The 22,712-nt window shown below is 51.6% G+C and carries 22 protein-coding genes; 19 read left to right on the top strand and 3 right to left on the bottom strand.

Annotated features, from left to right (window positions below; translation table 11 throughout):
- Positions 1–24: 24 nt before the first annotated feature.
- The 4 genes from R3I13_RS14550 (at position 25) to R3I13_RS14535 (ending at position 2,885) form a co-directional block, all read left to right on the top strand.
- Positions 25–1,350: a sensor histidine kinase gene (locus R3I13_RS14550; protein ID WP_346318694.1), complete on the top strand. Its 1,326-nt coding sequence runs from the start codon at positions 25–27 to the stop codon at positions 1,348–1,350.
- Complete coding sequence (locus R3I13_RS14545; RefSeq protein ID WP_346318693.1) at positions 1,325–2,017, top strand: LytTR family DNA-binding domain-containing protein; 693 nt, start codon at positions 1,325–1,327, stop codon at positions 2,015–2,017. Before R3I13_RS14550 ends, R3I13_RS14545 begins: the two co-directional genes overlap by 26 nt.
- A 96-nt stretch (positions 2,018–2,113) precedes the next feature.
- A complete protein-coding gene (locus tag R3I13_RS14540; RefSeq protein WP_346318692.1) occupies positions 2,114–2,692 on the top strand; it encodes a hypothetical protein in 579 nt (192 codons plus the stop codon).
- 4 nt (positions 2,693–2,696) lie between these two features.
- Entirely contained in the window at positions 2,697–2,885 is a 189-nt protein-coding gene (locus R3I13_RS14535) for a hypothetical protein (protein WP_346318691.1), read from the top strand.
- A gap of 81 nt (positions 2,886–2,966) precedes the next feature.
- On the opposite strand, the gene R3I13_RS14530 is transcribed toward R3I13_RS14535, so the two are convergent.
- The 3 genes from R3I13_RS14530 to R3I13_RS14520 all read right to left on the bottom strand — a co-directional run bounded on the left by R3I13_RS14530 (position 2,967) and on the right by R3I13_RS14520 (position 8,123).
- The gene (locus R3I13_RS14530; RefSeq protein ID WP_346318690.1) at positions 2,967–4,094 is read right to left on the bottom strand and encodes a cysteine desulfurase family protein; all 1,128 of its coding nucleotides are present in this window, start codon (positions 4,092–4,094) and stop codon (positions 2,967–2,969) included.
- A 120-nt stretch (positions 4,095–4,214) separates the two neighbouring features.
- The gene (gene glmM / locus R3I13_RS14525; protein WP_346318689.1) at positions 4,215–5,597 is read right to left on the bottom strand and encodes a phosphoglucosamine mutase; all 1,383 of its coding nucleotides are present in this window, start codon (positions 5,595–5,597) and stop codon (positions 4,215–4,217) included.
- 156 nt (positions 5,598–5,753) lie between these two features.
- On the bottom strand, positions 5,754–8,123 hold the full coding sequence (locus R3I13_RS14520; protein ID WP_346318688.1) for an ATP-binding protein: 2,370 nt from the start codon (positions 8,121–8,123) through the stop codon (positions 5,754–5,756).
- A gap of 293 nt (positions 8,124–8,416) precedes the next feature.
- On the opposite strand from R3I13_RS14520, the gene R3I13_RS14515 reads away from it, so the two are divergent.
- The 15 genes from R3I13_RS14515 (at position 8,417) to R3I13_RS14445 (ending at position 22,695) form a co-directional block, all read left to right on the top strand.
- Complete coding sequence (locus R3I13_RS14515; RefSeq protein WP_346318687.1) at positions 8,417–10,444, top strand: sulfatase-like hydrolase/transferase; 2,028 nt, start codon at positions 8,417–8,419, stop codon at positions 10,442–10,444.
- Positions 10,445–10,457: 13 nt separating this feature from the next.
- Positions 10,458–11,207: a methyltransferase domain-containing protein gene (locus R3I13_RS14510; protein ID WP_346318686.1), complete on the top strand. Its 750-nt coding sequence runs from the start codon at positions 10,458–10,460 to the stop codon at positions 11,205–11,207.
- The gene (locus tag R3I13_RS14505) at positions 11,207–11,782 is read left to right on the top strand and encodes a phosphatase PAP2 family protein (RefSeq protein WP_346318685.1); all 576 of its coding nucleotides are present in this window, start codon (positions 11,207–11,209) and stop codon (positions 11,780–11,782) included. Before R3I13_RS14510 ends, R3I13_RS14505 begins: the two co-directional genes overlap by 1 nt.
- The gene (locus R3I13_RS14500; protein ID WP_346318684.1) at positions 11,779–12,513 is read left to right on the top strand and encodes a ZIP family metal transporter; all 735 of its coding nucleotides are present in this window, start codon (positions 11,779–11,781) and stop codon (positions 12,511–12,513) included. Before R3I13_RS14505 ends, R3I13_RS14500 begins: the two co-directional genes overlap by 4 nt.
- A gap of 24 nt (positions 12,514–12,537) precedes the next feature.
- Positions 12,538–13,824 carry a hemolysin family protein gene (locus R3I13_RS14495; RefSeq protein ID WP_346318683.1) on the top strand — a complete coding sequence of 429 codons (1,287 nt, stop codon included), beginning with the start codon at positions 12,538–12,540 and terminating at the stop codon, positions 13,822–13,824.
- 226 nt (positions 13,825–14,050) lie between these two features.
- A complete protein-coding gene (locus R3I13_RS14490) occupies positions 14,051–15,628 on the top strand; it encodes an aromatic amino acid ammonia-lyase (RefSeq protein WP_346318682.1) in 1,578 nt (525 codons plus the stop codon).
- Positions 15,629–15,659: 31 nt separating this feature from the next.
- Positions 15,660–16,394 carry a 3-oxoacyl-ACP reductase FabG gene (gene fabG / locus R3I13_RS14485; RefSeq protein WP_346318681.1) on the top strand — a complete coding sequence of 245 codons (735 nt, stop codon included), beginning with the start codon at positions 15,660–15,662 and terminating at the stop codon, positions 16,392–16,394.
- Between the two features lie 66 nt (positions 16,395–16,460).
- Positions 16,461–17,681 (top strand): beta-ketoacyl-[acyl-carrier-protein] synthase family protein, encoded by a 1,221-nt coding sequence (locus R3I13_RS14480; RefSeq protein WP_346318680.1) that lies wholly within the window; start codon positions 16,461–16,463, stop codon positions 17,679–17,681.
- Positions 17,682–17,800: 119 nt separating this feature from the next.
- Positions 17,801–18,058 carry a phosphopantetheine-binding protein gene (locus R3I13_RS14475; RefSeq protein WP_346318679.1) on the top strand — a complete coding sequence of 86 codons (258 nt, stop codon included), beginning with the start codon at positions 17,801–17,803 and terminating at the stop codon, positions 18,056–18,058.
- A 62-nt stretch (positions 18,059–18,120) separates the two neighbouring features.
- A complete protein-coding gene (locus tag R3I13_RS14470) occupies positions 18,121–18,939 on the top strand; it encodes a lipid A biosynthesis acyltransferase (protein ID WP_346318678.1) in 819 nt (272 codons plus the stop codon).
- 15 nt (positions 18,940–18,954) lie between these two features.
- Positions 18,955–19,377, top strand: coding sequence for a 3-hydroxyacyl-ACP dehydratase (locus R3I13_RS14465; RefSeq protein ID WP_346318677.1), 423 nt, complete (start codon positions 18,955–18,957; stop codon positions 19,375–19,377).
- A gap of 3 nt (positions 19,378–19,380) precedes the next feature.
- Positions 19,381–20,022: a hypothetical protein gene (locus tag R3I13_RS14460; RefSeq protein WP_346318676.1), complete on the top strand. Its 642-nt coding sequence runs from the start codon at positions 19,381–19,383 to the stop codon at positions 20,020–20,022.
- Between the two features lie 25 nt (positions 20,023–20,047).
- The gene (locus tag R3I13_RS14455) at positions 20,048–20,473 is read left to right on the top strand and encodes an acyl-CoA thioesterase (RefSeq protein WP_346318675.1); all 426 of its coding nucleotides are present in this window, start codon (positions 20,048–20,050) and stop codon (positions 20,471–20,473) included.
- Positions 20,470–21,603, top strand: a complete 1,134-nt coding sequence (locus R3I13_RS14450; RefSeq protein ID WP_346318674.1) for a beta-ketoacyl synthase N-terminal-like domain-containing protein — start codon at positions 20,470–20,472, stop codon at positions 21,601–21,603. Before R3I13_RS14455 ends, R3I13_RS14450 begins: the two co-directional genes overlap by 4 nt.
- Positions 21,604–21,627: 24 nt before the next feature.
- The gene (locus tag R3I13_RS14445) at positions 21,628–22,695 is read left to right on the top strand and encodes a class I SAM-dependent methyltransferase (protein ID WP_346318673.1); all 1,068 of its coding nucleotides are present in this window, start codon (positions 21,628–21,630) and stop codon (positions 22,693–22,695) included.
- Positions 22,696–22,712 lie beyond the last annotated feature (17 nt).

Here is a 22,712-nt window from a genome sequence, read left to right as displayed (position 1 = left end):
TAAGTTTATCGCCGATTCACACCTATGATCAGTATCAGGCATATTTTCAGGAATAAGTTAGTGCTGGTGGCCGTTCACGTGGCCGCATGGCTTTGTCTTTTCCTGTTTCCATTCTTCATATACCGCATCAGGGTGGAGGATCATTTTTTTTACCTGAAAGAGGCCATCAACACATTATTTATCATCGGGCTTTTTTACCTGAACATCTATGTGCTGATCCCGCGTTTCTTCACGCTGAAACGGATCGGTATCTATATCGGGTTCGTGCTGTTGTCGCTGTTGTTCATCGGCGTGCAGCAGGCACTGGTGGAGTACCAGTTCATGAAAAGGATACTGACCGTGAGGGCAGGCGCATTCGGGATGGCCGTTGCTGCTGAGCCCGGCATGATGGCGCCGCGGGGAGAAAGGGTGCTGATCAGGGGAGGCGCGATACTGGACGATGAGCCGTCGCTGCATATTGTGCGGCGCGGATGGCGGAAACATATGATCACCAGCTACCGCAACAGCCGGCCGGTGGTAACAGCGGTAGGATTTACGGATAGCGTTGGCCCGGCGGATACCGCTATGATCACGCAGCCTGCTGTGCCATTGCCGCTGGGCGACAGCATTTTTATCAGGCATTTCTTTTTCCCGGAGATCTTCCGCAAGAGCGCCACTTTCACCCTGCTGATGCTCTTCATGAGCGGGTTCATCAAAATAGGATTGGAATGGTTCAAAAGTGAAAAACAAAGAGAGGACCTGAAACTGGCCAACCTGAACGCAGAGCTGAAATTCCTGAAATCGCAGATCAACCCGCATTTCCTGTTCAACAGCCTGAACACGATCTATTCGCTGGCCCACCGCCGCTCTCCTGAAACGGAACATGCGCTGGTGAAGCTGTCCAACATCCTGCGGTATATGATCTACCAGAGCAACGAGGATAAAGTGCAGCTGGGCAGCGAACTGCGGTATTTACAGGATTACATCGATATACAACGCTTACGCATGACGCGCAATATTCCCGTGGAGTTTATCCAGGAAGGCAATCCTGCGGGACTGGAGATTGCGCCCATGCTGCTGATACCCTTCGTGGAGAATGCTTTCAAACACGGGGTCAGCTACAGGGAAGAAGCATTCATCAATATCCGTTTACACATAGAACCCGGCGGGGTGCTGCACCTGGTGGTGCGCAACCGGCTGTTCAGGCAGCGTGTGGCGGAGAAAGGGGGAGTAGGATTGAATAATGCACTCAAACGGTTGAGTTTATTATATAATGATGCACATACCATAACTGTCCGCGAGCATGGAGATGAATATATTGCTGACCTTAAAATTGCGTTGAAACATGATGAAGTGCTTAGCGTTGGATGATGAGCCGCTGGCTCTGGAGATCATTGCCGATTTTGCCGCGAAGGCGCCCGTTCCCATGCAGCTGAAAACTTTTGAGAACGCCGCGCTCGCGCTGAGGTATTTGCAGGAAGAGCCTGTGGACCTGATCTTCCTCGACATTAAAATGCCGGACATCACCGGCATACAATTCCTGAAATCGCTGAAACATCCGCCCATGGTGATATTCACCACCGCGTATGAAGAGTATGCGCTGGACGGGTTTGAGCTGGATGTAGTGGACTACCTTCTGAAACCGATCCCGTTCGAACGGTTTATGAAAGCGGTGACGCGCGCGCAGGAATACCTGAGCGTAGTGCAGCCGAAGACGGCGGACACCGATTACATCTTTGTGAAAACAGAATACAAGATCATCAAGATCAACCTCGAAGACATCCTCTACATCGAGGCGCTGAAAGATTACATCAAGATCTACACTGCGCACCAGCCGGTGCTTACGCTCAAAAGCCTGAAGTCGTTCGAAAGCCGCCTGCCTAAAGATAAATTTATGCGCGTGCACCGCAGCTACCTGGTAGCGATGAATAAGATCAATTCGGTGGAGCGAAATACCGTGATGATCGCCAACCAATCCATCCCGATCAGTGAAGGATACAGGGACAGGTTCTACGATGTGATCACACGGTACTCATAGTGATAATCTGTGCCATCGCGAAAACAAATATGTGAAAATGAGGTCACCCTTGTATGAGTTTTTGCTGTCTTTATAGATAGAAAAACCGATACACTTATGGGATCATTTTATGACTTTGACTACATCATTGAATTGAATGAGAAAAGAATAGAACAATATTCGAATGCTTATCACAGGTATGTAGAAAAATTTACAGTACTACTGGTTATTTATTCCGCATTTGCAATTTTTCTTATTCCTATTATTCAATCACTTTTTTTTATGGATGATGAATGCCACTGGCTGCATCATGTTGCATTTTACTTGTTTATTACGTTCCTTTTGTGCTCTATCTTTTTTACGATCAGGCTGCTGATACCAGTGGACGTCGTGTATCTTTCCGAGCCCAGGATCTATTACGAGGTTTATAAAGGAAAATACGAGGAAGAGGGGAATGATCATGCAAATACGGATTCCAGGCTAAAAGCGGGATACATTTATGAGCTGGAGAGTGTAGTAAGCAGAAACAACGTTATTTACAAGCGGAAAAGCCGGTTTTACAGCTGGGCATTTTCATTTGCGATATTTGCAACGTTGCCCTACCTTGTTTGTTTGGGTTTTCATGTTAAGCGGGCGAAAGATCACAAGCAACCGATCAGCATAATTGAAAAAATCACTAACTTTAGCGAAATGTAATTTTATGGAAAAGAATTCTTATAAATTACAGGACAAGAAAACACTGCGCCGCCGGGTTAATTTACCCGGGATGGACAATGTGGAAATTTTAACTCCCGAGCCCGAATATGTAACAGAAGGGGTTGATTTTAGTTTTTTTGTAGAAACCTGGAAAGAAATAAAAAAAATTGCACATAAAATAGGCGCCTGGTAAGGCGCCTTTTCTTTTCCACCCCAAATAAAAAACCGCTTCAGCATCACACCAAAGCGGTTCTTCAATATCTCAATTAAATAATCAGATCAGTTCCTTCAGCTTCTCCACCACTTTATCCACCTCTTCTTTCGTATTGTGCCTTGAGAACGAGAACCTCACCGCAACCCTGTTCGGATCGTTGTTGATGGCGCGGATCACGTGAGAGCCTGCATCCGCACCGGAGGTACACGCGCTGCCGCCGGAGGCGCAAATGCCGTTGATGTCCAGGTTGAAGAGAAGCATTTCGCTCTTTTCCGACTTGGGGAAAGAAACGTTCAGCACAGTGTAAAGACTGCGGCCGTAGAGGTCGCCGTTGAAGCTGACGCCGGGAATGTGTTTCTGCAATTGCTCTGCCATGTACAGGCGCACGCCGTTGATGTAGCTGCTGTGCTCTTCAAAGTTTGCCGTAGCCAGTTCCAGCGCCTTGGCAAACCCTACAATGCCGTAAAGGTTTTCCGTACCTGCGCGCATATTCCTTTCCTGGGAGCCGCCCTGGATGTAAGGGGTGATCTTCACATTCTCGTTGATGTACAGGATGCCTACGCCTTTCGGGCCATGGAACTTATGCCCGGCGCCGTTGATGAAATGCACGGGCGTATTGCGCAGGTCAAACGGGTAGTGGCCCACGGTCTGCACGGTGTCGGAATGAAAAATGGCGTCGAATTCCTTGCACAGGTTACCTACTGCATGCAAGTCCAGCAGGTTGCCGATCTCGTTGTTGGCGTGCATGAGCGAAACCAGGCTCCTTTCTTTGGAGCCTGCCAGCAGCGCGCGGAGGTCGTCCATGTCCACATGTCCGTTGGGCAGCAGCTTCACCCAGGATAACTTTACATCTTCCTTATGCCCGGCATGCTCCACCGTATGCAGGGTGGCATGGTGCTCGATGGGAGAGGAAATGATGTGGCGGCAGCCCAGGTCACGGATGGCCGCGGTGATAGCGGTGTTGCTGCTTTCGGTGCCCCCGGAAGTAAAAAATATCTCCCCGGGGTGGGCGCCGAGTATCTTAGCAACGGTTTTGCGGGCATTTTCAATTCCAAGGCGGGATTCCCGGCCATAGGAGTAAATGGAGGACGGGTTGCCGAATTTTTCGGTCATATAAGGCAGCATGGTATCCAATACTGCCTTGTCAAGCGCCGTGGTGGCGGCATTGTCGAAGTAGATCCTTTCCAATTTCTTGCGGTGGTTTGGTTTTTGACTAAAAAGTGCCACAAATTTAAGGAATTAGCCATAAACAAAAACGGATGACGGTTTGTTCCGTCATCCGCTCATGTATATTTAAGTCTATAGGAATTATATAAATTCCTTGATATCCTGCATGATCTTCCGGGCAATGTTATCCGCCGTGGTCTCGTTCTGGCTTTCCGCGTAAATACGGATGATAGGCTCAGTATTGGACGTGCGCAGGTGCACCCAGTCCCTGTCGAACTCGATCTTCAGGCCGTCTTCGGTGTTCTGGGGCTGGTTCTTGTATTTGCCCTTGATCTTTTCGAAGATCTCTTTCACGTCAATCCCTTTGTCCAGCTCGATCTTATTCTTGGAAATGAAATAATCGGGATAGGAGTTACGGAGGGCTTTCATGGTCTTTTTGCTTTGCGCCAGGTGGCTCAGGAACAGCCCGATGCCGATGAGCGCATCGCGGCCGTAATGCAGGTCAGGCACAATGATGCCCCCGTTGCCTTCGCCGCCTATCACAGCGTTCACGGCTTTCATGCGGTTCACCACGTTCACTTCGCCCACGGCTGAAGGATGATATTCGCCGCCGTTTTTGAGGGTAACATCCTTCAAAGCCTGGGTGGAACTGAGATTGCTCACGGTATTGCCTTTCCTGTGCTTCAGCACATAGTCGGCCACCGCCACCAGGGTATATTCCTCGCCAAACATGCTGCCGTCTTCACATACGAAACAAAGGCGGTCCACATCAGGATCCACGGCAATGCCGAAGTCTGCCTGCGACTTGTTCACCTCGTTGGAAAGGGCCGTCAGGTTTTCAGGGAGGGGTTCGGGGTTATGGCTGAACTTGCCGTTCACCTCGCCGAACAGTACGGTCACTTCTTCCACGCCCAGGGCCTTCAGCAGCGCCGGTACGAAGATGGCGCCGGTGGAATTCACCGCATCCACCACCACTTTGAAATTGGCGGCTTTGATGGCGGCAACGTCTACCAGCGGGTAATTCACCACGAGGTCCACATGTTTTTGGAGATAAGAATCGTCTGTACGGTAAGTGCCGAGTTTTGAAACATCTGCAAACACAAAATCTTCCCTGGCTGCAATGTCGAGCACCTCGGCCCCGTCTGCACCGGAAATGAATTCACCTTTGGCATTCAGGAGCTTCAGCGCGTTCCATTCCCTGGGGTTATGGCTGGCCGTGAGAATAATGCCGCCCGCGGCCTGCTCCATGGTTACGGCGATCTCCACCGTAGGGGTAGTGCTGAGGTCCAGGTCCACCACGTCGATACCCAAACCGTTCAGGGTGGATACCACAAGATTCCTGACCATTTCCCCGGAAATACGCCCGTCGCGGCCGATCACCACTTTCCTGTTCTCTGCGTTCTGCTTCAACAGCCAGGTGCCGTAAGCGGCAGTGAATTTCACAACATCAAGAGGGGAAAGGCCTTCTCCCGGTTTCCCGCCGATCGTTCCGCGAATGCCCGAAATTGATTTAATCAGTGCCACAATTGTTGGATTTTTTTAGGACAGCAAAGATAGTCGATTAGAACTTTATACCACTTGTTAATTTGCTATGAACATAATATTAAAAAATGGCATGTATTTCCGGGCGGCATGGAAGTGCTTCTTCAAAACATTGATTATCAATTTATGACGCTGCGATTAAGGTGTAAGGCCGATGGATTTCACCTGCATCACTCTCAACAGGGTATTGAGCATGTCTTCCAGCTTGAAGGGTTTGCTCATGATGTCGAAGATATTCAGCTTTGCCAACCGCACCCGCACGTCGTTCAGGATATCGGCGGTGAAAATAACGATATATACATCGGGGTATTCGTTCCTGAGAGCTTCTGAAAGCGCATAGCCGTCCATGCCCGGCATGTGCAGGTCCACGAAGGCCATGTGGTAGGAATTGTGCTTCAGCAGTTCCAGCGCTTCTTCTGCATCCACCGCAAAATCTCCCGTAATACCGAAATATTCCAGGTGGCGCTTGCCTACGGCTGCGTTGACGGCATTGTCTTCCACGAAAAGCACTTTCAGGCTGCCCAGCTTTTTCCGGTAGGCGGCAACAAGGGATGAGGACGGTTCTGCGGGTTTGTGATTGTACATGGGCTGATCGAATTTCAGGTTAAAAGAAAATTCAGTTCCTTCCCCTATATCGCTTTTCAGGGTAATGGAACCATTGTGCAGTTCTATGAGTTTCTTTGTGATTGCCAGCCCCAGCCCGGTGCCTGCATGTTTGCGGGAAGACGCCTGCTGCACTTGCTTAAAACTCTCAAAGATGGTTTCGTGGTATTCCGGCGGAATGCCGATGCCGGTATCTTTCACGGAGAAATGTATCTCGATACGCTTATCCGTAACGGACAAGGCCCGGATGGTGATGGTCACGGCGCCCTGGTCTGTGTATTTGACGGCGTTGCTGACCAGGTTGTTCAGTATCTGGTTGAGGCGCACCGGGTCGCCCATGATCTTTTGCGGAACATTCGTATGCACAACACTTTCCAGCCGGATATGCTTCAACTCTGCAAGGGACCTGAACTGGTTGGTGACATCCCTGGCCAGCTCAAAAAGGCTTACCTCCGTGGGCCTCAGCGCCAGGTTCCCGCTTTCTATCTTATGCAGGTCCAGTATATCATTGATCAGCTGCAGGAGGTGGTTCGCGGAAAACGAAAGGTTGTCGATCTCTTCTTTTTGTTCGGGTGTATGATTGAGCTGCAGGAGGGTAGTGGTGCCGATGATCCCGTTCAGCGGGGTCCGGATCTCATGGCTCATTACGGACAGAAATTCTGTTTTGGCCAGGGCGGCTGCTTCCGCGGTGTTCTTGGCTTTGATCAGTTCCAGTTCATCTTCCTTTTTGGCGGTGATGTCCATGATGGCGCCCTGCACGAGCGTTACCTGTCCGTCTTTCACGAGCGGTACGCCAATTACCCGCACCCATTTTTTTTCGTTGCCGGGGGTGACGGTCCTTAGCTCCAGGATGAAGGTACGCTGCTCCCTGATGGCCTGGTCCAGCGTTGTGAGGATGTATTCCGCATCGCTTTCGCTGAAGTAGCTCAGGCTGTCGTCGAGGGTGGGCACATAATCTGCGGGCATGCCGTAGATAGCGTAGGTTTGCGGGGTCCAGAATACTTCCCTCGTCTGGGGATTCAGTTCCCATCCGCCGGTCTGGCTGATCTCCTGGCTGATCTCCAGCAATTGTTTGCTGCGGATGAGGGCATCCGTTATCCGGGCCAGCGCCAGCTCATCTTCTTTCCGGTCTGTAATATCCATCAACGCGCCCTGCAGCTTTGCCACTTTCCCGTCTTTCACAACCGGAACGCCTATTACCCGCAGCCATTTCCCCATCACGTGCCGGAATACAAAATCATATGGCTCATGTTCTTCAATGGCCCGCCTGGCGCAGTTTTCCAGGTCCCTGGCATGCTCCTGCTCCGCACATATGGCCTGCAGGTGTTTAAAGTCAGGCACAAAATCCTCCGCCATATCGTTGACCATGATCCTGCCGCATTGCGGGCTCCAGAAAACTTCCCGGGTGTCCAGGTCATATTCCCAGCCGCCGGTCTTGCTCAGGCCTTCGCTTTCGTTCATCAGCTTGGTGAGCCGTTCCAGGCTGGCCGTCAGCTCCTGCAGGCGGAAGGTGTGTTGCCGTTCTTCGGTAACATCCTGTATGTAGCCTATGATGTAAAGCGGCTGACGGTGTTCGTCCATCACCATCCTGCCGTGCGACCTGCAATAACGGACGCCCTGTTGATGCTGTATCCTGTATTCATAATCTATGGCGCCTTCGCCGGGGTGCTCAATTGCATCCTGTATAATGGCTTTCACCCGCGGCAGGTCTTCCGCTACAATAATGTTGGTCCAGCCCATGCCCAGCGATTGATCGAAACTGAGGCCCGAGATCCTTTCCCATTCTTCGTTCACGAAAAAATAATTCCCGTCGGTATTGGCAAGGAAAGCTCCCGACGGCGCCAGCTGCAGCATTTCAAGTATGTGTTTCACATACTGCTCATCCATGGAATGTTGTTTTGCCATGCTTTTATGGTTGACTTATTCGGTCTCCCTCACCTTCGCACACAAGTCCCTTCCTGCATTCCCGGTTAACAGGGCGCAGGAGACCGGGTAACAGACAATAAAAAAAAGAATAGGGGAGTTTTTTCACATGACAGCTTATCAATGCTTAAAAGTTAAATATTTTTTTTTGATAACAACCAAAATAACAGTGGCGATAACAATCCAAAAACATATAAGGCGCTCGGTATCGTACTTGTTACCGCAATTAGGCTATATTTGCAGCTACGTATAAAATTTAACGAGAATATAATATAATGAGTCATATTTGGTCGCGCATACCCAGGTATATCCGGTATGTTTTCATGCAAACCCTTTACCTGTTCGGATTCCTGGTTCTCTGGCGCGTGATCTTCTACAGCTTTTTCTTTACCAGCACTATCCGCGATTCCGCGGTGATCCTGAAAGCCTGGGGCCTGGGCCTGAAATTCGACCTGCGGCTCGCGCTTGTACTGATGATCCCCGTGGGGCTTATAGCGGTCATTGCCCGCGACCGGCTTTTCGGCACCGGGGCGCTCCGCCGGATCAATTACTGGTATTTTTTCGTCATATACCTGCTGCTTACTTTCTTTTACGTGGTAGACCTGGGGCATTACAGCTATCTCGGTCTCCGTGTAGACCCTTCCGTGACGCGCTTCCTGGCCGCCGGCGAAAGAGCTACCAACGCCCGGATGCTGTGGGAAAGTTATCCTGTAGTGTGGGGCCTGCTGGGGATCGTGCTGTTGCTGGTACTGGTGAACTGGAGCGTGAGGACCATCTTCCGGCGTTATGCCGGCAAAGAGGGCATGCCCCTCCGGCCTAAACGGTATGCAGCCTGGGTAGTGGCGCTGGTATTGCTTTTCAGCGCAGGTATCTACGGCAACCTGGCCTACTTCCCGCTCCGCTGGAGCCAGGCCATGTTCACCAGGGACAACGGGATCACCAGCCTGGCCCTCAACCCCGTGACCTATTTCATTTCCAGCTTTTCAGTGAAAGACGATACGTTCGACCGGGAAAAGACCCGCCAATATTACGCACCCATCGCGGAATACCTGGGGGTAGACCATCCCGATGCGGACAAGCTGAACTATGCGCGGAGCTTTGCGGCAGACAGCGCCAGGCCTCGTCAGAACGTGATCATCGTGATGCTGGAATCGGGCGGGGCGGCTATGATGAGCATGTTCAACAATCCCATGCAGGCCACGCCCAACATGCAAAAGCTGGCAGACCAGGGATTGCTGTTCACCGACTTCCACGTACCCGCCATGAGCACCGCCAAAACAGTATTCGGTGTTACCACCGGCCTGCCCGATGTTTGCAAGTTCAAAACCGCCAGCCGCCACCCCGGTATTGTGGACCAGCGGGTGATCATGGACCAGTTCGACGGGTATGAAAAATATTACCTGCTCGGCGGAAACACCAACTGGGCCAATATCCGCGCTGTTTTCACCAACAACGTGGAAGGCATTAAAATTTACGAAGAAGGGTATTTCAAAGCGCCAAAGGCAGACGTGTGGGGCGTTTCCGACTTCGACCTCATTACAGAGTCGGACGAGATATTCAAGGCCGCGCACGACCGGAAGCAGCCGTTCATCGCCTACCTGCAAACAGCGGATAACCATGAACCCTATACCACCACCAAAGGGAAAGGGGATTTTAAGAAAGTGACGGAGAAAGACATTGATATGGCGGCTTTCAAAAAAAGCGGCTTCCTGTCTATAGACCAGCTGAATGCCCTGCGGTACCTGGATTACAACATCGGTTACCTGATGGAAAAGGCGGCGCAGAGCGGTTACCTGGACAATACCATTTTCGTGTTCTTCGGCGACCACAGCGCGCGGCTGAACCCTTTCAAGCACATGCCGCTGCCCGAATACGAGATGGGCACTTTCGTGGATCACGTTCCCTGCATCATTTACAACCCGAAGCTGCTCAAACCGCAGAAGATCAGCCGCATGGGCAGCCTGCTGGACGTGTATCCCACCGTGGCAAAGCTGGCCGGCATCCCTTTCACCAATTACACCATGGGCGTGGATATGCTGGATACCACTACGTATAAGGGCGAACGTTATGCTTTTATTACCTACACCCGCAACCTGCAATCATTTTACGCATTGCAGGGGCAGCAGTATCTTTGCGAGATCGGGCTTGAATCCGGCGACATGCGGTTGTATGACCTGAAGGCCGATCCGTTCAGGGATGTAAAGGACAAACACCCTGAAACAGCGGCGGCCCTCGATAAATTAACGCGGGGGTTTTACGAAAGCTCCCGATATTTGATGTTTAACAACAAGAAACCGAGATAACACAGCGCAGAGAATGGAAGTTCCGAAACAATGGTTCAAAGACTGGTTCAATTCACCTTATTATCACCTGCTGTACAGCAACAGGGATGAAAGGGAGGCCTCTTCTTTTATTGCCAAGCTCGTGGAATACCTTCATCCTGCGCCCGGCGCCCTCATGCTGGATGTGGCCTGCGGCAGGGGACGGCACGCCAAGTTCCTGGCAGATAAAGGATTCAATGTAACCGGCATAGACCTTTCCGAAGAAAGCATTGCGGCCGCCCGCAAGCTGGAAAACGACCATCTCAGCTTTTTCCAGCACGATATGCGCCTGCCGTTCAGGATCAATTACTTCGACCTGGTGTTCAATTTCTTTACCAGCTTCGGGTATTTCGACACCCGCCATGAGAATGACAATGCGCTGCGCACCCTGGCCAACAGCCTGAAGCCCGGCGGCAAGCTCGTGCTGGACTATCTCAACAGCGTGTACGCCGCCGCCCACCTGGTGGAAAACGAAGTGAAAGAGCTGGAGCATGTTGTGTTTGATATTCACCGCGAGATGGAGGGCGGCAAATTCCTCAAAAAGATCCACATCCTCGATAAAAAACAATTGCTGCGGGCCACTTTCACCGAGAGCGTGAGCGCCTTCCGCCGGAAGGACTTTGAAGAGATGTTTGCATTGCAGGGATTGCAGATCACCGATGTGTTCGGCGACTATCATTTCAATATCTTCGATGAGGAGCACTCCCCGAGGCTTATCCTCATTGCACAAAAACCGATTGGCTGATGAACGACCTGCTTACCTGGGACCTGAAACTGTTCTTTTATATCAACAGCAAATGGACGAACGGATTTTTTGACTTCCTGCTGCCCTGGATGCGCGAACCCTATTTCTGGGCGCCGCTTTACCTGTTCCTGCTCATATTTGTGCCGTACAACTTCCGCTGGAAGGGCTTTTTCTGGATCGTATTCTTCATTATCACCTTCGCCATTACGGACCAGTCCAGCATGTTCTTCAAGAACCTGGTGGGCCGCCTGCGGCCGGGGAACGACCCCGTGATAGCGCCTTATGTGCGGGTGCTGGTGGATTATTACCCGAGGAGCGGCAGTTTTACCTCATCTCACGCTGCCAACCATTTCGGGCTGGCGATGTTTTCTTTTATAACTTTAAGACCACAGATCGGGAAATGGGCCTGGCTGTTCTTCGTGTGGGCCGCGGTAATATGTTATTCCCAGGTATATGTAGGCGTGCATTACCCGCTTGACATTGTGGGGGGCGCTTTACTGGGAATGCTGGCGGGCACGTTGAGCGGAGGCTTTTTTCAACGAAGGATCAGACTGGAACCGGAACTGACAACATGAACTTAACATACCTGATATTGATACTGGCCGCCACCATCGGCGGGGGTATGATCCCCATGCTTTTTAAACGGGTGCATCCCGGCCTGCCTATTTACCTGCTGGCATTTACGGGCGCATTCCTGTTCGGGATCACGATTATGCATCTTCTCCCCGAAGTGTACCACGAGCTGGGCCACTCCGCGGGCATTTATATCGTGCTGGGCTTCTTTTTGCAGGTTTTCCTGCAACAGCTGAGCCACGGTATGGAACACGGGCACACGCACCTGCCCGCAACCGGCCACCAGCACCATGTGGCAGTGCTGCCGCTGCTGATCGGGCTGAGCATACATGCTTTTATGGAAGGCATCCCGCTGGGATTCAATTACGAGGACCAATCCGCCCTTCCTTCGCTGATGCTGGGGGTGATGGCGCATAAAGTGCCGGAAGCGCTCACGCTCATCACCGTGATGATGCATGCGCACCAGTCCAAAACACAATTGTGGAGGATACTCGTCATCTTTTCACTGATCACTCCTTTATCCGCTATACTGGCTGCGCAGCTGGGCAGGGAATTTGAAGTAGTCACAAATTCGCTGGTTTACGTGGTGGCGCTGGTGGTAGGTGCGTTCCTGCACATTTCCACCACTATCTTTTATGAAAGCGGTACCAAACATCATGAACTAAGCCGTCAGAAGGTGCTGGCCATTGCCGCCGGCATTGCTTTAGCTTTTGTTACACTGATATTTGAATAATTAATTATTTTTAGGCTTAATATTATGGAAGTCGTCATTATCCTCGTCCTTATTTTGCTCAACGGTATCTTCTCAATGGCGGAGATAGCCTTGGTTTCCGCACGGAAAGTGCGGCTCGAGAATGCAGCCAGGCAAGGGGACGATAAAGCCAAAGCCGCTCTTAAATTATCCAATAACCCGGATACATTCCTGTCTACCGTACAGATAGGCATTACGCTGATCGGGATCTTAACCGGTTTGTACTCCGGCGAACAGCTGAAAGAGGACGTAAAGCTCTATTTCAGCCACTGGCCGCTGTTAGCGCCATACGCCAACGGCATCGCCACCGCGGTGATCGTTATCGGCGTTACCTACTTCACCCTCGTACTGGGCGAACTGCTGCCTAAAAGGATCGGGCTGGCCAACCCCGAAGTGATCGCCAAGCTGGTGGCCAAGCCCATGTACTTCATTTCCCGCCTCACCTTCCCCTTCGTTTGGCTGCTGAGCCGCTCCACCACCGGGCTGGTGAAGATCATCGGGCTCAAACGCTCGTCAGACAGCAATGTGACGGAAGAAGAGATCAAGGCCATCATCAGCGAAGGCACCTCCTCCGGCGCCATCGAAGAGACAGAACAGGAGATCATCGAACGCGTTTTCCACCTGGGAGACCGGAATATCACCTCCCTCATGACCCACCGGACAGACATCATCTGGCTGGACATTCATGAGGACGGCGAAAGCTACAAACGCAAGATCAAAGCCTCCCCGCACTCCGTATACCCCGTTTGCGAGGGCCAGATAGACCATATCAAAGGCATTCTCACCATCAAGGACCTGTACGCCGCCGGCAACCTGGCCGTGCTGAAAGACGTGATGAAGAAGCCCCTTTTCATCCCGGACAACAATACCGCCTACCAGGTGTTGGAAAAATTCAAGGAAACCCAGATCCATGCCGCGTTTATCGTGGACGAATATGGTACTTTCCTCGGGATGATCACCCTGAACGACATCCTGGAGGCTATCGTGGGCGATATGCCCGAAACCGGGCAGGACGATTACAACATGGTGAAACGGGATGATGGTTCGTATCTCATTGACGCCCAGATACCTTTTTACGATTTTCTCAGCGAATTCGACATGGAAGACCTCATGGCGGAGTTCGAACAGGAATTCGATACGCTCGCGGGCTTCATCCTCCACCACCTGGAACACATACCCCAGACAGGCGAAAAACTGGAATGGAGGGACTTTACCTTTGAAATAGTAGACATGGACGCCCACCGTATTGATAAAATATTAGTGACTCCCCCTGAAAATATAGCGGAAGAGTAATACATTTACACCAGAAAACGCTGTCCGGCAGCGTTTTTACGTGTCTTGAAGCCAAAAATTAACCGAAAGAACGGAGACCTGCAACAGCGATAAAACTAGTTGAATGCCAAGCCGGTAACAGGAAAGTTATCAGTGATAAAAATTTTATAGGGGATATTAAAAAAAATCCATCTTTATACTATTTTTGAGCACTTTTTTACATAAACAAATAATTTAATTTAAGATAATGGTCGTACTTGGAAGTAAGGTGCTTTCTTTGGAAGAAGTGCATAGAGTACTGTTTGGAGGGGAGGAGCTGGTTTTGGACGAAGCCGCTGTTAAAAATGTGCATGACAACTTTGAGTTCCTGAAAAAATTCTCATCAAAAAAGCTCATTTACGGTATAAATACGGGTTTTGGCCCGATGGCGCAATACCGCATCCCCGAACAGGACACTTTCCAGCTGCAATACAATCTCATCCGCAGTCACAGCTCCGGCGCCGGCAAATGCCTGGCCCCCGTGCTCACCAAGAGCCTCATGATCGCGCGCCTCAGCAGCTTCATGCAGGGCTATTCCGGCGTGCATACAGACCTGGTGCACCTCCTGCGCGACATGATCAACCACAACATTTACCCCTGTATATATGAACATGGCGGCGTTGGCGCCAGCGGCGACCTCGTGCAGCTTGCACACCTGGCCCATGCGCTCATCGGCGAGGGGAACGTGCTGTATGAAGATGAAATACATCCCGCCGCGGTAATATTCGCCCAGCTCGGCCTCAAACCGCTGGACGTGCACATCCGCGAAGGCCTCGCCGTGATCAACGGCACTTCCGCCATGACCGGTATTGCGCTGGTGAACATCATCGAAGCGCGCAAGCTGCTGCTCTGGAGCTGCAGCCTCAGCGCCATGATCAACGAAGTGGTGGAAGCGTTCGATGATCACCTGAGCTATGAGCTGAATGTCGTGAAAAAACATAACGGCCAGAACAAAGTGGCTGAAATGATGCGCGGCATGCTGAAAGGCAGTAAAATGATCCGCCACAGGCCCGATCACCTTTACAAGGAACTGGAAGAAGAGATATTTAAAGATAAAGTACAGGAGTATTATTCCCTCCGCTGCGTTCCGCAGATACTGGGGCCCATTTACGACACCCTGGTGCAGGCGGAGAACATCGTGGTGGGCGAGCTGAATTCAGTGAGCGACAACCCCGTGGTGGACCACCGCCAGAAAAATGTATTCCATGGCGGCAACTTCCATGGCGACTACATTTCCCTCGAAATGGACAAGGTGAAGATCGCCATGACGAAGCTTTCCATGCTGAGCGAACGCCAGCTGAACTACCTGCTGAACGACAAGCTGAACCACAAGTTCCCGCCGTTTATGAACCTCGGCAAACTGGGCTTCAATTTCGGCATGCAGGGTGTACAGTTCACCGCCACCTCTACTGTTGCTGAAAACCAGACCCTCAGCTTCCCCATGTATATCCACAGCATTCCTAACAACAATGACAACCAGGATATCGTGAGCATGGGCTGCAACGCGGCGCAGATGACCTATAAAGTAATTGAAAACACCTTTGAAGTATTGACCGTGCAGGTAATGACCCTGTTGCAGGCCGTGGATTACCTCGGCTGCCAGGAGCGCCTGGCGGGCTTCTCTTACAAGATATACCAGGACATCAGGGCGATTTTCCCTAAATTTATTGAAGACGCTCCACGCTACAACGATGTGCAGAAGATCAAAGCCTACCTGATGCGGCATGAACCTTCCCTGACAGAACCTGCTGTGGAGAAAAAACATAAATCGTCACCCGTACAATAACAATAACAGCAGAGAATAAACGAAAATTTTAATGGCAAATAACTGCGCACTTGTAACAGGAGGTTCCAGGGGAATAGGAAGGGCGGTATGTATCAAACTGGCGGAACAGGGGTACCATATCCTGATCAATTATAAAGGCAACACGGCTGCCGCGGAAGAAACGCTGGCAGCAGTCCGCGCCAAAGGATCTGACGGTACCCTGATGCAATTCAACGTAGGGAAGGAAGAAGAAGTGCAGAATGTACTGGGCGCATGGATAGACGCGAATAAAGACAAACAGATAGAGGTGCTGGTGAACAATGCCGGCATCCGGCAGGACATGATGATGTTCCAGATGAGCACAGACAACTGGAAGAACGTGCTGGAATCCAGCCTCGACGGATTTTTTTATGTGACCAAGCTGGTGCTTACCGGCATGCTGCTGAAACGTTATGGCCGCATTGTGAACATGGTTTCTTTATCCGGCCTGAAAGGCACGCCCGGGCAGGTGAACTACAGCGCCGCCAAAGCCGGCCTGATAGGCGCCACCAAAGCGCTGGCGCAGGAAGTAGCGAAACGCAATGTGACCGTAAACGCCATTGCACCCGGTTTTATCAGGACCGATATGACGGATGGCCTTCCTGAAAAGGAACTCTCCGCCATGGTGCCCATGCAGCGTTTCGGAACAGCGGAAGAAGTGGCCGAAGCAGTGGCATTCTTCGCTTCAAAAGGGGCGTCGTACATCACGGGAGAAGTGCTGAACATCAATGGCGGCCTTTATTCCTGATCCGCGGAACTGAATAAAAATATTGTTGGCCCGCCACCATTTAGCGGCATACAAAGATCAACGAGCATGAACAGAGTAGTGATAACAGGCATAGGTATTTATTCCTGCATCGGCAAAGACCTGGAAGAGGTCCGGGAATCGCTGTTCCAGGGCCGTTCCGGCATTGTGCTGGATGCAGAGCGCAAGCAATTCGGCTACCGCTCCGGCCTCACCGGCCATGTAACCCGCCCCGAGCTGAAAGGGCTGCTTGACCGCAGGGCCCGGCTGATGATGCCGGAACAGGCGGAATACGCCTATATGTCCACCCGCGAGGCCCTTGCCAATGCCCGTATGGACCAGGATTACATCGACACAAAAGAAGTGGGCCTGCTGTTCGGCAACGACAGCTCCGCCAAACCCATCATAGAAGCCACCGACATTATCCGTGAGAAGAAAGACACCATGCTGGTAGGCTCCGGGTCTGTGTTCCAGACCATGAACTCTACCGTGAACATGAACCTGGCCACGATCTTCAAGCTGAAAGGCGTGAACTTCAGCGTGAGCGCGGCCTGCGCCAGCGGCTCGCATGCCATCGGCCTGGGTTATATGTTCATCCGCAACGGCCTGCAGGACGCAGTGATCTGTGGCGGCGCCCAGGAAGTGAATAAATACGCCATGGGCAACTTCGACGCCATCGCGGCCTTTTCCGTGAAGGAAGACGAGCCTGCCAAAGCTTCCAGGCCTTTCGACCGCGACCGGGACGGGCTGGTGCCCAGCGGCGGCGCGGCTACGGTGATACTTGAAAGTCTTGAGTCTGCCCAGCGCAGGGGAGCCCCCATCCTCGGCGAGGTGCTGGGATATGGGTTTTCCAGCAACGGCGCTCACATCAGCAATCCCAGTGTAGACGGGCCTATGCGCAGCCTCGAAATGGCCCTGCGTGAATCCGGCCTCAATGCTTCCGAGATCGGCTACATCAACGCCCATGCCACTTCCACCCCCGCCGGCGACGCCAGCGAGGCCAAGGCGCTGGCAGCCATCTTCGAAAGCGCCAAAACCCCCGTCAGCTCCACCAAAAGCATGACCGGGCACGAGTGCTGGATGGCCGGCGCCAGCGAGATCGTTTATTCCATGCTTATGATGCAAAACGACTTTATCGCCCCGAACATCAATTTCGAGAACCCCGACGAAGATTCAGCCAGGTTAAATATCATTACCAATACAATTAATAAAAATTTTAATATATTTTTGTCTAATTCTTTTGGCTTTGGAGGAACGAACTCGTCCCTCGTGGTCAGGAAATGGCAATAATGGGATGTATGCGAGGGTTATGGCCATAATTTGTATAATTTTGCCGTAGCAGGGCCCTATATATGAGAAACGGGAATGCTTATTTGTCTAATCAACCTATATCTGGAACACACTTTTTTATGGAAATTAACGAGATCATCACAAGAACGAATGCTTTTCTGGCGGAGGAATTTGAAGTTGCCCCGGAGAGCATCACCCCCGGGGCCGACCTGAAGGCCACGTTGGAGCTGGACAGCCTGGACTATATAGACCTGGTGGTAGCCATTGAGAACAACTTCGGTTTTAAGGTTAAACCTGAAGACTTCCAGGGTATTGTTACCTTCCAGGATTTCTATGATTATGTAATTGCCCGTGTTAAACAAAAAGAGTTGGTATAATGCCATCCTGGCAGGGTAAGTCCAAAGGAAATAAGCTGGGGTATCGGATATTTATTGGTGTTTTGCGATATGGAGGAGTGCAGCCGGCTTATTTTCTCCTGGGATTTGTTGCAATGTATTACTGCCTTTTCTCCTATCGTTCCACCAGATCCATTTACCAGTATTTTCATCAAAAGGCCGGCTACAGCCGTTTCCGCTCGCTGATCAACGTTTACCGCAACTATTACGTGTTCGGGCAAACGCTGATAGACAAGATAGTGGTGATGGCGGGCATTCCTAACCGGTTCACCTTCCAGTTCGACGGGGAAGAGCACCTGCATAAGGTGGTTTCCGGCGGAAAGGGAGGCATACTGCTGAGCGCCCACCTGGGCAACTGGGAAGTGGCAGGCCACCTGTTCACCCGTTTGCAGACCCGCATCAACATCGTGATGTTTGACGGGGAGCATGAAAGGATCAAAAATTACCTGGAGGGGATAACAGGGGGGAGGAATGTAAATGTAATTGTTTTAAAGGACGATTTATCGCATATTTACGCTATCCACGACGCGCTGAGCAAGCAGGAGCTGGTGTGCATGCATGCGGACCGTTTCCTGGAGGGGAATAAAACAGCGGAAGTGCCGTTCCTTGGAGAAGCTGCGCGCTTCCCGGTTGGCCCGTTCCTCCTGGCTGCTACCTTCAGGGTGCCGGTGTCGTTCGTTTTTGCATTTAAGGAAACCAGTAAACATTATCACCTGTACGCAACTCCGCCCTCAACATACCAGGGCGCCAAGCAGGGCGGACTGGAAGCCTCCATGCAGGATTTTGTGGCGGTAATGGAAGAGAAAGTGCGGCAGTACCCGCTGCAGTGGTTCAATTATTATGATTTTTGGTCGAAGGACTGAGATATACCTGAATACATGATCAACAAAGAAGACATCACGGAATACATTCCCCAACGCCCGCCGATCGTAATGATCAGCCGCCTGCTGGAAGCAGGGGACAAAAATATCCGCACCGGGCTCGACATCGCGGAAGATAATGTATTTGTGCAGAACGGTACTTTCATGGCGCCCGGCCTGGTGGAAAACATTGCGCAAACCGCCGCCGCGCGTATCGGGTATCTCGCTAAAAAACACAATGTACCTGTGCCGCTCGGTTTCATCGGCGCGATCCAGAACCTTGAGATCCTGGAATTGCCGCTCGCCGGCACCAGCGTTGAAACGGAGATCGTGATAGAACACGAAGTGTTCAACGCTACGGTGATCCACGGTACAGTGAAGCAGAACGGCCGCCTTATGGCCGAATGTGATATGAAGATTTTTGTGTCCCAAAATAAATAAGCAATGAAAATCAAACACCTGGCCCTGCCCGTTGTGGCAATGATGCTGACAGTAACCACAGTAACCGCACAAACAGCCAAGGACGTATTTGACAAGTCCGTAAAACTCACTTACCTGGGTATCGACTTCACCAAAACAAAACTGATCGGTGAAGCCGCCGCCAAAGAAGACCTTGTTGTGGAAAACAATTTCCCTGATATTAACCAGAAGGTGGTGAACGAACCCAAAAGGTACGACCTCGCCGGCGCTTTCGGCCGCGATGAAGTAAGTACCGACATCGGCGTGACCAATAAAAGGAACACCAAAGCCGACCCGGACAAGCTGAAATCCGATAACTCAGACGATTACCAGCTGCTGAAACCCGAAGACGTTGCCTCTATGGTAAAAGGCTATGACTTCTCCGGCAAAACCGGTGTTGGCGTGATCTTCTTCATGGAAGGAATGAATAAGACCAAAAAAGAAGTGTCTATGTATGTAACCTTCGTGGATATGAAATCCAGGAAAGTGCTCTTTACCGAGCGCGTGGAAGGCAAAACAGGCATGGCTTTCGGCTTTTCCAACTACTACCTTTCCGGTATAAAGAAAGCGGTGGAAGACATCGAAAAGAAAAAATTCAAAGAGTGGAAATCCAGCCACGGCGGATAATTCATCATTTAGTATAAAAAATTACATGCAACCTGTATTGAGCGAGAGTGCTGAAGTTCTGATCCGGTTCAACGAAGCCGATCCTTTGGGAATCGTATGGCACGGCCACTACATCCGGTATTTTGAAGACGGTCGCGAGGCATTCGGCAGCAAATACAGGTTGCGTTATTTAGATATTTTCGACCACGGCTACACGGTGCCCGTGGTAAACGTAGAATGCAATTACAAGCGGCCGTTGCGCTATGGCGACACGGTAGTGGTGGAAACCCGCTACGTGCATACAGACGCCGCCAAGATCCGTTTTGAGTACACCCTGTACAACGCGGAAACCCGCGAAGTGGTGTGCACCGGTTCTTCCGTACAGGTTTTCCTGGACAAAGAAGGGTCCATGTTACAACTCACCGTTCCGCCCTTCTTTGCGGAATGGAAAAAGCAGTGGGGTTTGATATGACGGAGGTTTTTGTAGCTGCGGGAAATATCGTTTCCCCGCTGGGAACAACCGCCCGTGAGAATTTCGAACGGGTGCGCGCAGGGGAAAGCGGTATCAGCCGCCAGCCCGGCGGGTTCTATGCCTCCGTGATACCGGACGCGCTGCTGCAGCCGCTGGTAACAGCATCCGGCCTTTCAGGCCACACCAAATTTGAGCAGCTGCTCATCCTGAGCATACGGGATGCGCTGGCGCAAACCAATATCAGCCTGCGCGACAAACGCACGGCTTTTATCGTTTCTACCACCAAGGGCAACATCGCCCTGCTGGAACAGGGGCTGGGCGCTGATATCAGGCCCATGCAACTGCACAACACCGCCATCAAAACAGCGGGATATTTCGGCGCCGCCAACCGCCCTGTGGTGATCAGCAATGCCTGCATCTCCGGCCTGCTGGCCATCCTGATCGGGCAGCGGATGATCCGCTCCGGCCGGTACGACCATGCGGTAATATGTGGTGCGGATGTGATGACGAAATTCGTGCTCTCCGGCTTCCAGTCTTTCCAGGCTGTGAGCGACGAGCCCTGCCGCCCGTTTGACGCAGACAGGAAAGGCATTACGCTCGGCGAAGGCGCAGCCACCGTTATTTTAACGAAGAATAAAACATTGTTGCCCGGGAAACAGGCCATCCGCCTCGGCGAAGGCGCTTCCAGCAATGATGCCAACCATATTTCAGGCCCGTCCAGAACGGGCGCCGAGCTGGCTGCCGCCATTACCAGGGCGATGCAGCAGAGCGGCGTTCAGCCTTCTGATATCGGGTTCGTATCCGCGCATGGTACCGCCACTTTGTACAACGACGAAATGGAAGCGAAAGCATTCCATCTCTCGGGCCTGCAGCAGGTGCCGGTGAACAGCCTCAAAGGGTATTACGGCCACACCCTCGGTGCAGCCGGGCTCATAGAGGCGATCATTGGCATGTACAGTATGGAGGAAGAAGTAGTGATACCCACTGCCGGCTTTGCCTCATCCGGAATCAGCCATCCATTGATGGTGAGCAGTCAATTAGAGCCACGGCCCATGGCGCATTACCTCAAAACAACCTCGGGTTTCGGGGGATGTAATGCCGCAATGGTGTTCAGTAAAGTGACATTGTAAATCTTTTAAAAAAGCAGATCACCAATGAATTTTTTTACCAAGGAAACAAAAACCGCATTACAGGCTAAAGAACAGGCGCTCTGGCTGGCATTCGCGCCGATAGCCTTCCAGGCATCCAAAGCGCTGCGAGACCTGGGCATACTCCAGGTAGTGGCAGACAGCGGCATGAACGGCGTTACCATCGAAGAGATACTGGAGCACGTGAAACTTTCGCGCTACTCCGCCCGCGTATTGCTGGAAGCCGGCCTGGGCCTCGAAATGCTGGTGGTGAACGATAAAAGATACACACTTACCAAAACAGGGTTCTTCATCCTCAGCGATACATTGACCCGCATTAATATGGACTTCTCGCATGATGTATGTTACAAAGCCATGTATCATCTGCAGGATAGTCTTACCGAAGGCAAACCCCGCGGCCTGCAGGAGCTGGGCCCCTGGGAAACCATCTACCAGGGCCTTTCCATCCTCCCGGAGCCTTCCCGCACCAGCTGGTTCAATTTTGACCACTACTATTCCGATCTCGCTTTTCCCGGCGTATTGCCCATCGTATTTGAGCATAAACCGAAATCGCTGCTGGACATTGGCGGCAATACCGGCAAATGGTCCATGGCCTGCGCCAAACACGACCCGGATGTACATATCACCATCATGGACCTGCCCGTGCAGGTAAATGTGGCGAGGAAAAATATCAATGAAGCCGGTTTACAGGACCGTGTTTCATTTTTCGAAACGAACATCCTCGACGAAAGCCTGCCCTTCGCAAAAGGTTTCGACGTGATCTGGATGAGCCAGTTCCTGGACTGCTTCTCCGAAGCCGAGATCATCAGCATCCTGCGCCGTTGCCGCGAAGCGCTGAACGAAGGCGGCAGCGTTTTCATCCTCGAACCTTTCTGGAACAAACAGCAGTTCAAATCAGCTGCTTTCTGTTTACAGCAAACATCCCTTTACTTCACCGCCATTGCCAACGGCAACAGCCAGATGTACCATACAGACGATTTCTTCGCCTGCATCCGCGCTGCGGGGCTGGAGGTAGTGATGGAGAACAACAATGTAGGGCTGAGCTACACCCTGCTGCGTTGCGTGAAAGCTTAAGAAAATTTAAACCCTTT

It is taken from the genome of Chitinophaga sp. YIM B06452 (assembly GCF_039655965.1).
Classification (GTDB): domain Bacteria; phylum Bacteroidota; class Bacteroidia; order Chitinophagales; family Chitinophagaceae; genus Chitinophaga.
Note: the sequence above shows the minus strand (reverse complement) of the source record. Positions and strands in the feature narration are given on the sequence as shown.

What these genes read in the sequence shown, in the direction of transcription:
- R3I13_RS14510 (WP_346318686.1), top strand. Translation starts at nt 10,458, where the DNA reads ATGGAAGTTCCGAAACAATGGTTCAAAGACTGGTTCAATTCACCTTAT.
- R3I13_RS14465 (WP_346318677.1), top strand. Translation starts at nt 18,955, where the DNA reads ATGATCAACAAAGAAGACATCACGGAATACATTCCCCAACGCCCGCCG.
- R3I13_RS14500 (WP_346318684.1), top strand. Translation starts at nt 11,779, where the DNA reads ATGAACTTAACATACCTGATATTGATACTGGCCGCCACCATCGGCGGG.
- R3I13_RS14540 (WP_346318692.1), top strand. Translation starts at nt 2,114, where the DNA reads ATGGGATCATTTTATGACTTTGACTACATCATTGAATTGAATGAGAAA.
- R3I13_RS14475 (WP_346318679.1), top strand. Translation starts at nt 17,801, where the DNA reads ATGGAAATTAACGAGATCATCACAAGAACGAATGCTTTTCTGGCGGAG.
- R3I13_RS14520 (WP_346318688.1), bottom strand. Translation starts at nt 8,123, where the DNA reads ATGGCAAAACAACATTCCATGGATGAGCAGTATGTGAAACACATACTT.
- R3I13_RS14460 (WP_346318676.1), top strand. Translation starts at nt 19,381, where the DNA reads ATGAAAATCAAACACCTGGCCCTGCCCGTTGTGGCAATGATGCTGACA.
- R3I13_RS14505 (WP_346318685.1), top strand. Translation starts at nt 11,207, where the DNA reads ATGAACGACCTGCTTACCTGGGACCTGAAACTGTTCTTTTATATCAAC.
- R3I13_RS14535 (WP_346318691.1), top strand. Translation starts at nt 2,697, where the DNA reads ATGGAAAAGAATTCTTATAAATTACAGGACAAGAAAACACTGCGCCGC.
- R3I13_RS14490 (WP_346318682.1), top strand. Translation starts at nt 14,051, where the DNA reads ATGGTCGTACTTGGAAGTAAGGTGCTTTCTTTGGAAGAAGTGCATAGA.
- R3I13_RS14450 (WP_346318674.1), top strand. Translation starts at nt 20,470, where the DNA reads ATGACGGAGGTTTTTGTAGCTGCGGGAAATATCGTTTCCCCGCTGGGA.
- R3I13_RS14550 (WP_346318694.1), top strand. Translation starts at nt 25, where the DNA reads ATGATCAGTATCAGGCATATTTTCAGGAATAAGTTAGTGCTGGTGGCC.
- R3I13_RS14545 (WP_346318693.1), top strand. Translation starts at nt 1,325, where the DNA reads ATGATGAAGTGCTTAGCGTTGGATGATGAGCCGCTGGCTCTGGAGATC.
- R3I13_RS14495 (WP_346318683.1), top strand. Translation starts at nt 12,538, where the DNA reads ATGGAAGTCGTCATTATCCTCGTCCTTATTTTGCTCAACGGTATCTTC.
- R3I13_RS14455 (WP_346318675.1), top strand. Translation starts at nt 20,048, where the DNA reads ATGCAACCTGTATTGAGCGAGAGTGCTGAAGTTCTGATCCGGTTCAAC.
- R3I13_RS14445 (WP_346318673.1), top strand. Translation starts at nt 21,628, where the DNA reads ATGAATTTTTTTACCAAGGAAACAAAAACCGCATTACAGGCTAAAGAA.
- R3I13_RS14480 (WP_346318680.1), top strand. Translation starts at nt 16,461, where the DNA reads ATGAACAGAGTAGTGATAACAGGCATAGGTATTTATTCCTGCATCGGC.
- R3I13_RS14515 (WP_346318687.1), top strand. Translation starts at nt 8,417, where the DNA reads ATGAGTCATATTTGGTCGCGCATACCCAGGTATATCCGGTATGTTTTC.
- fabG (WP_346318681.1), top strand. Translation starts at nt 15,660, where the DNA reads ATGGCAAATAACTGCGCACTTGTAACAGGAGGTTCCAGGGGAATAGGA.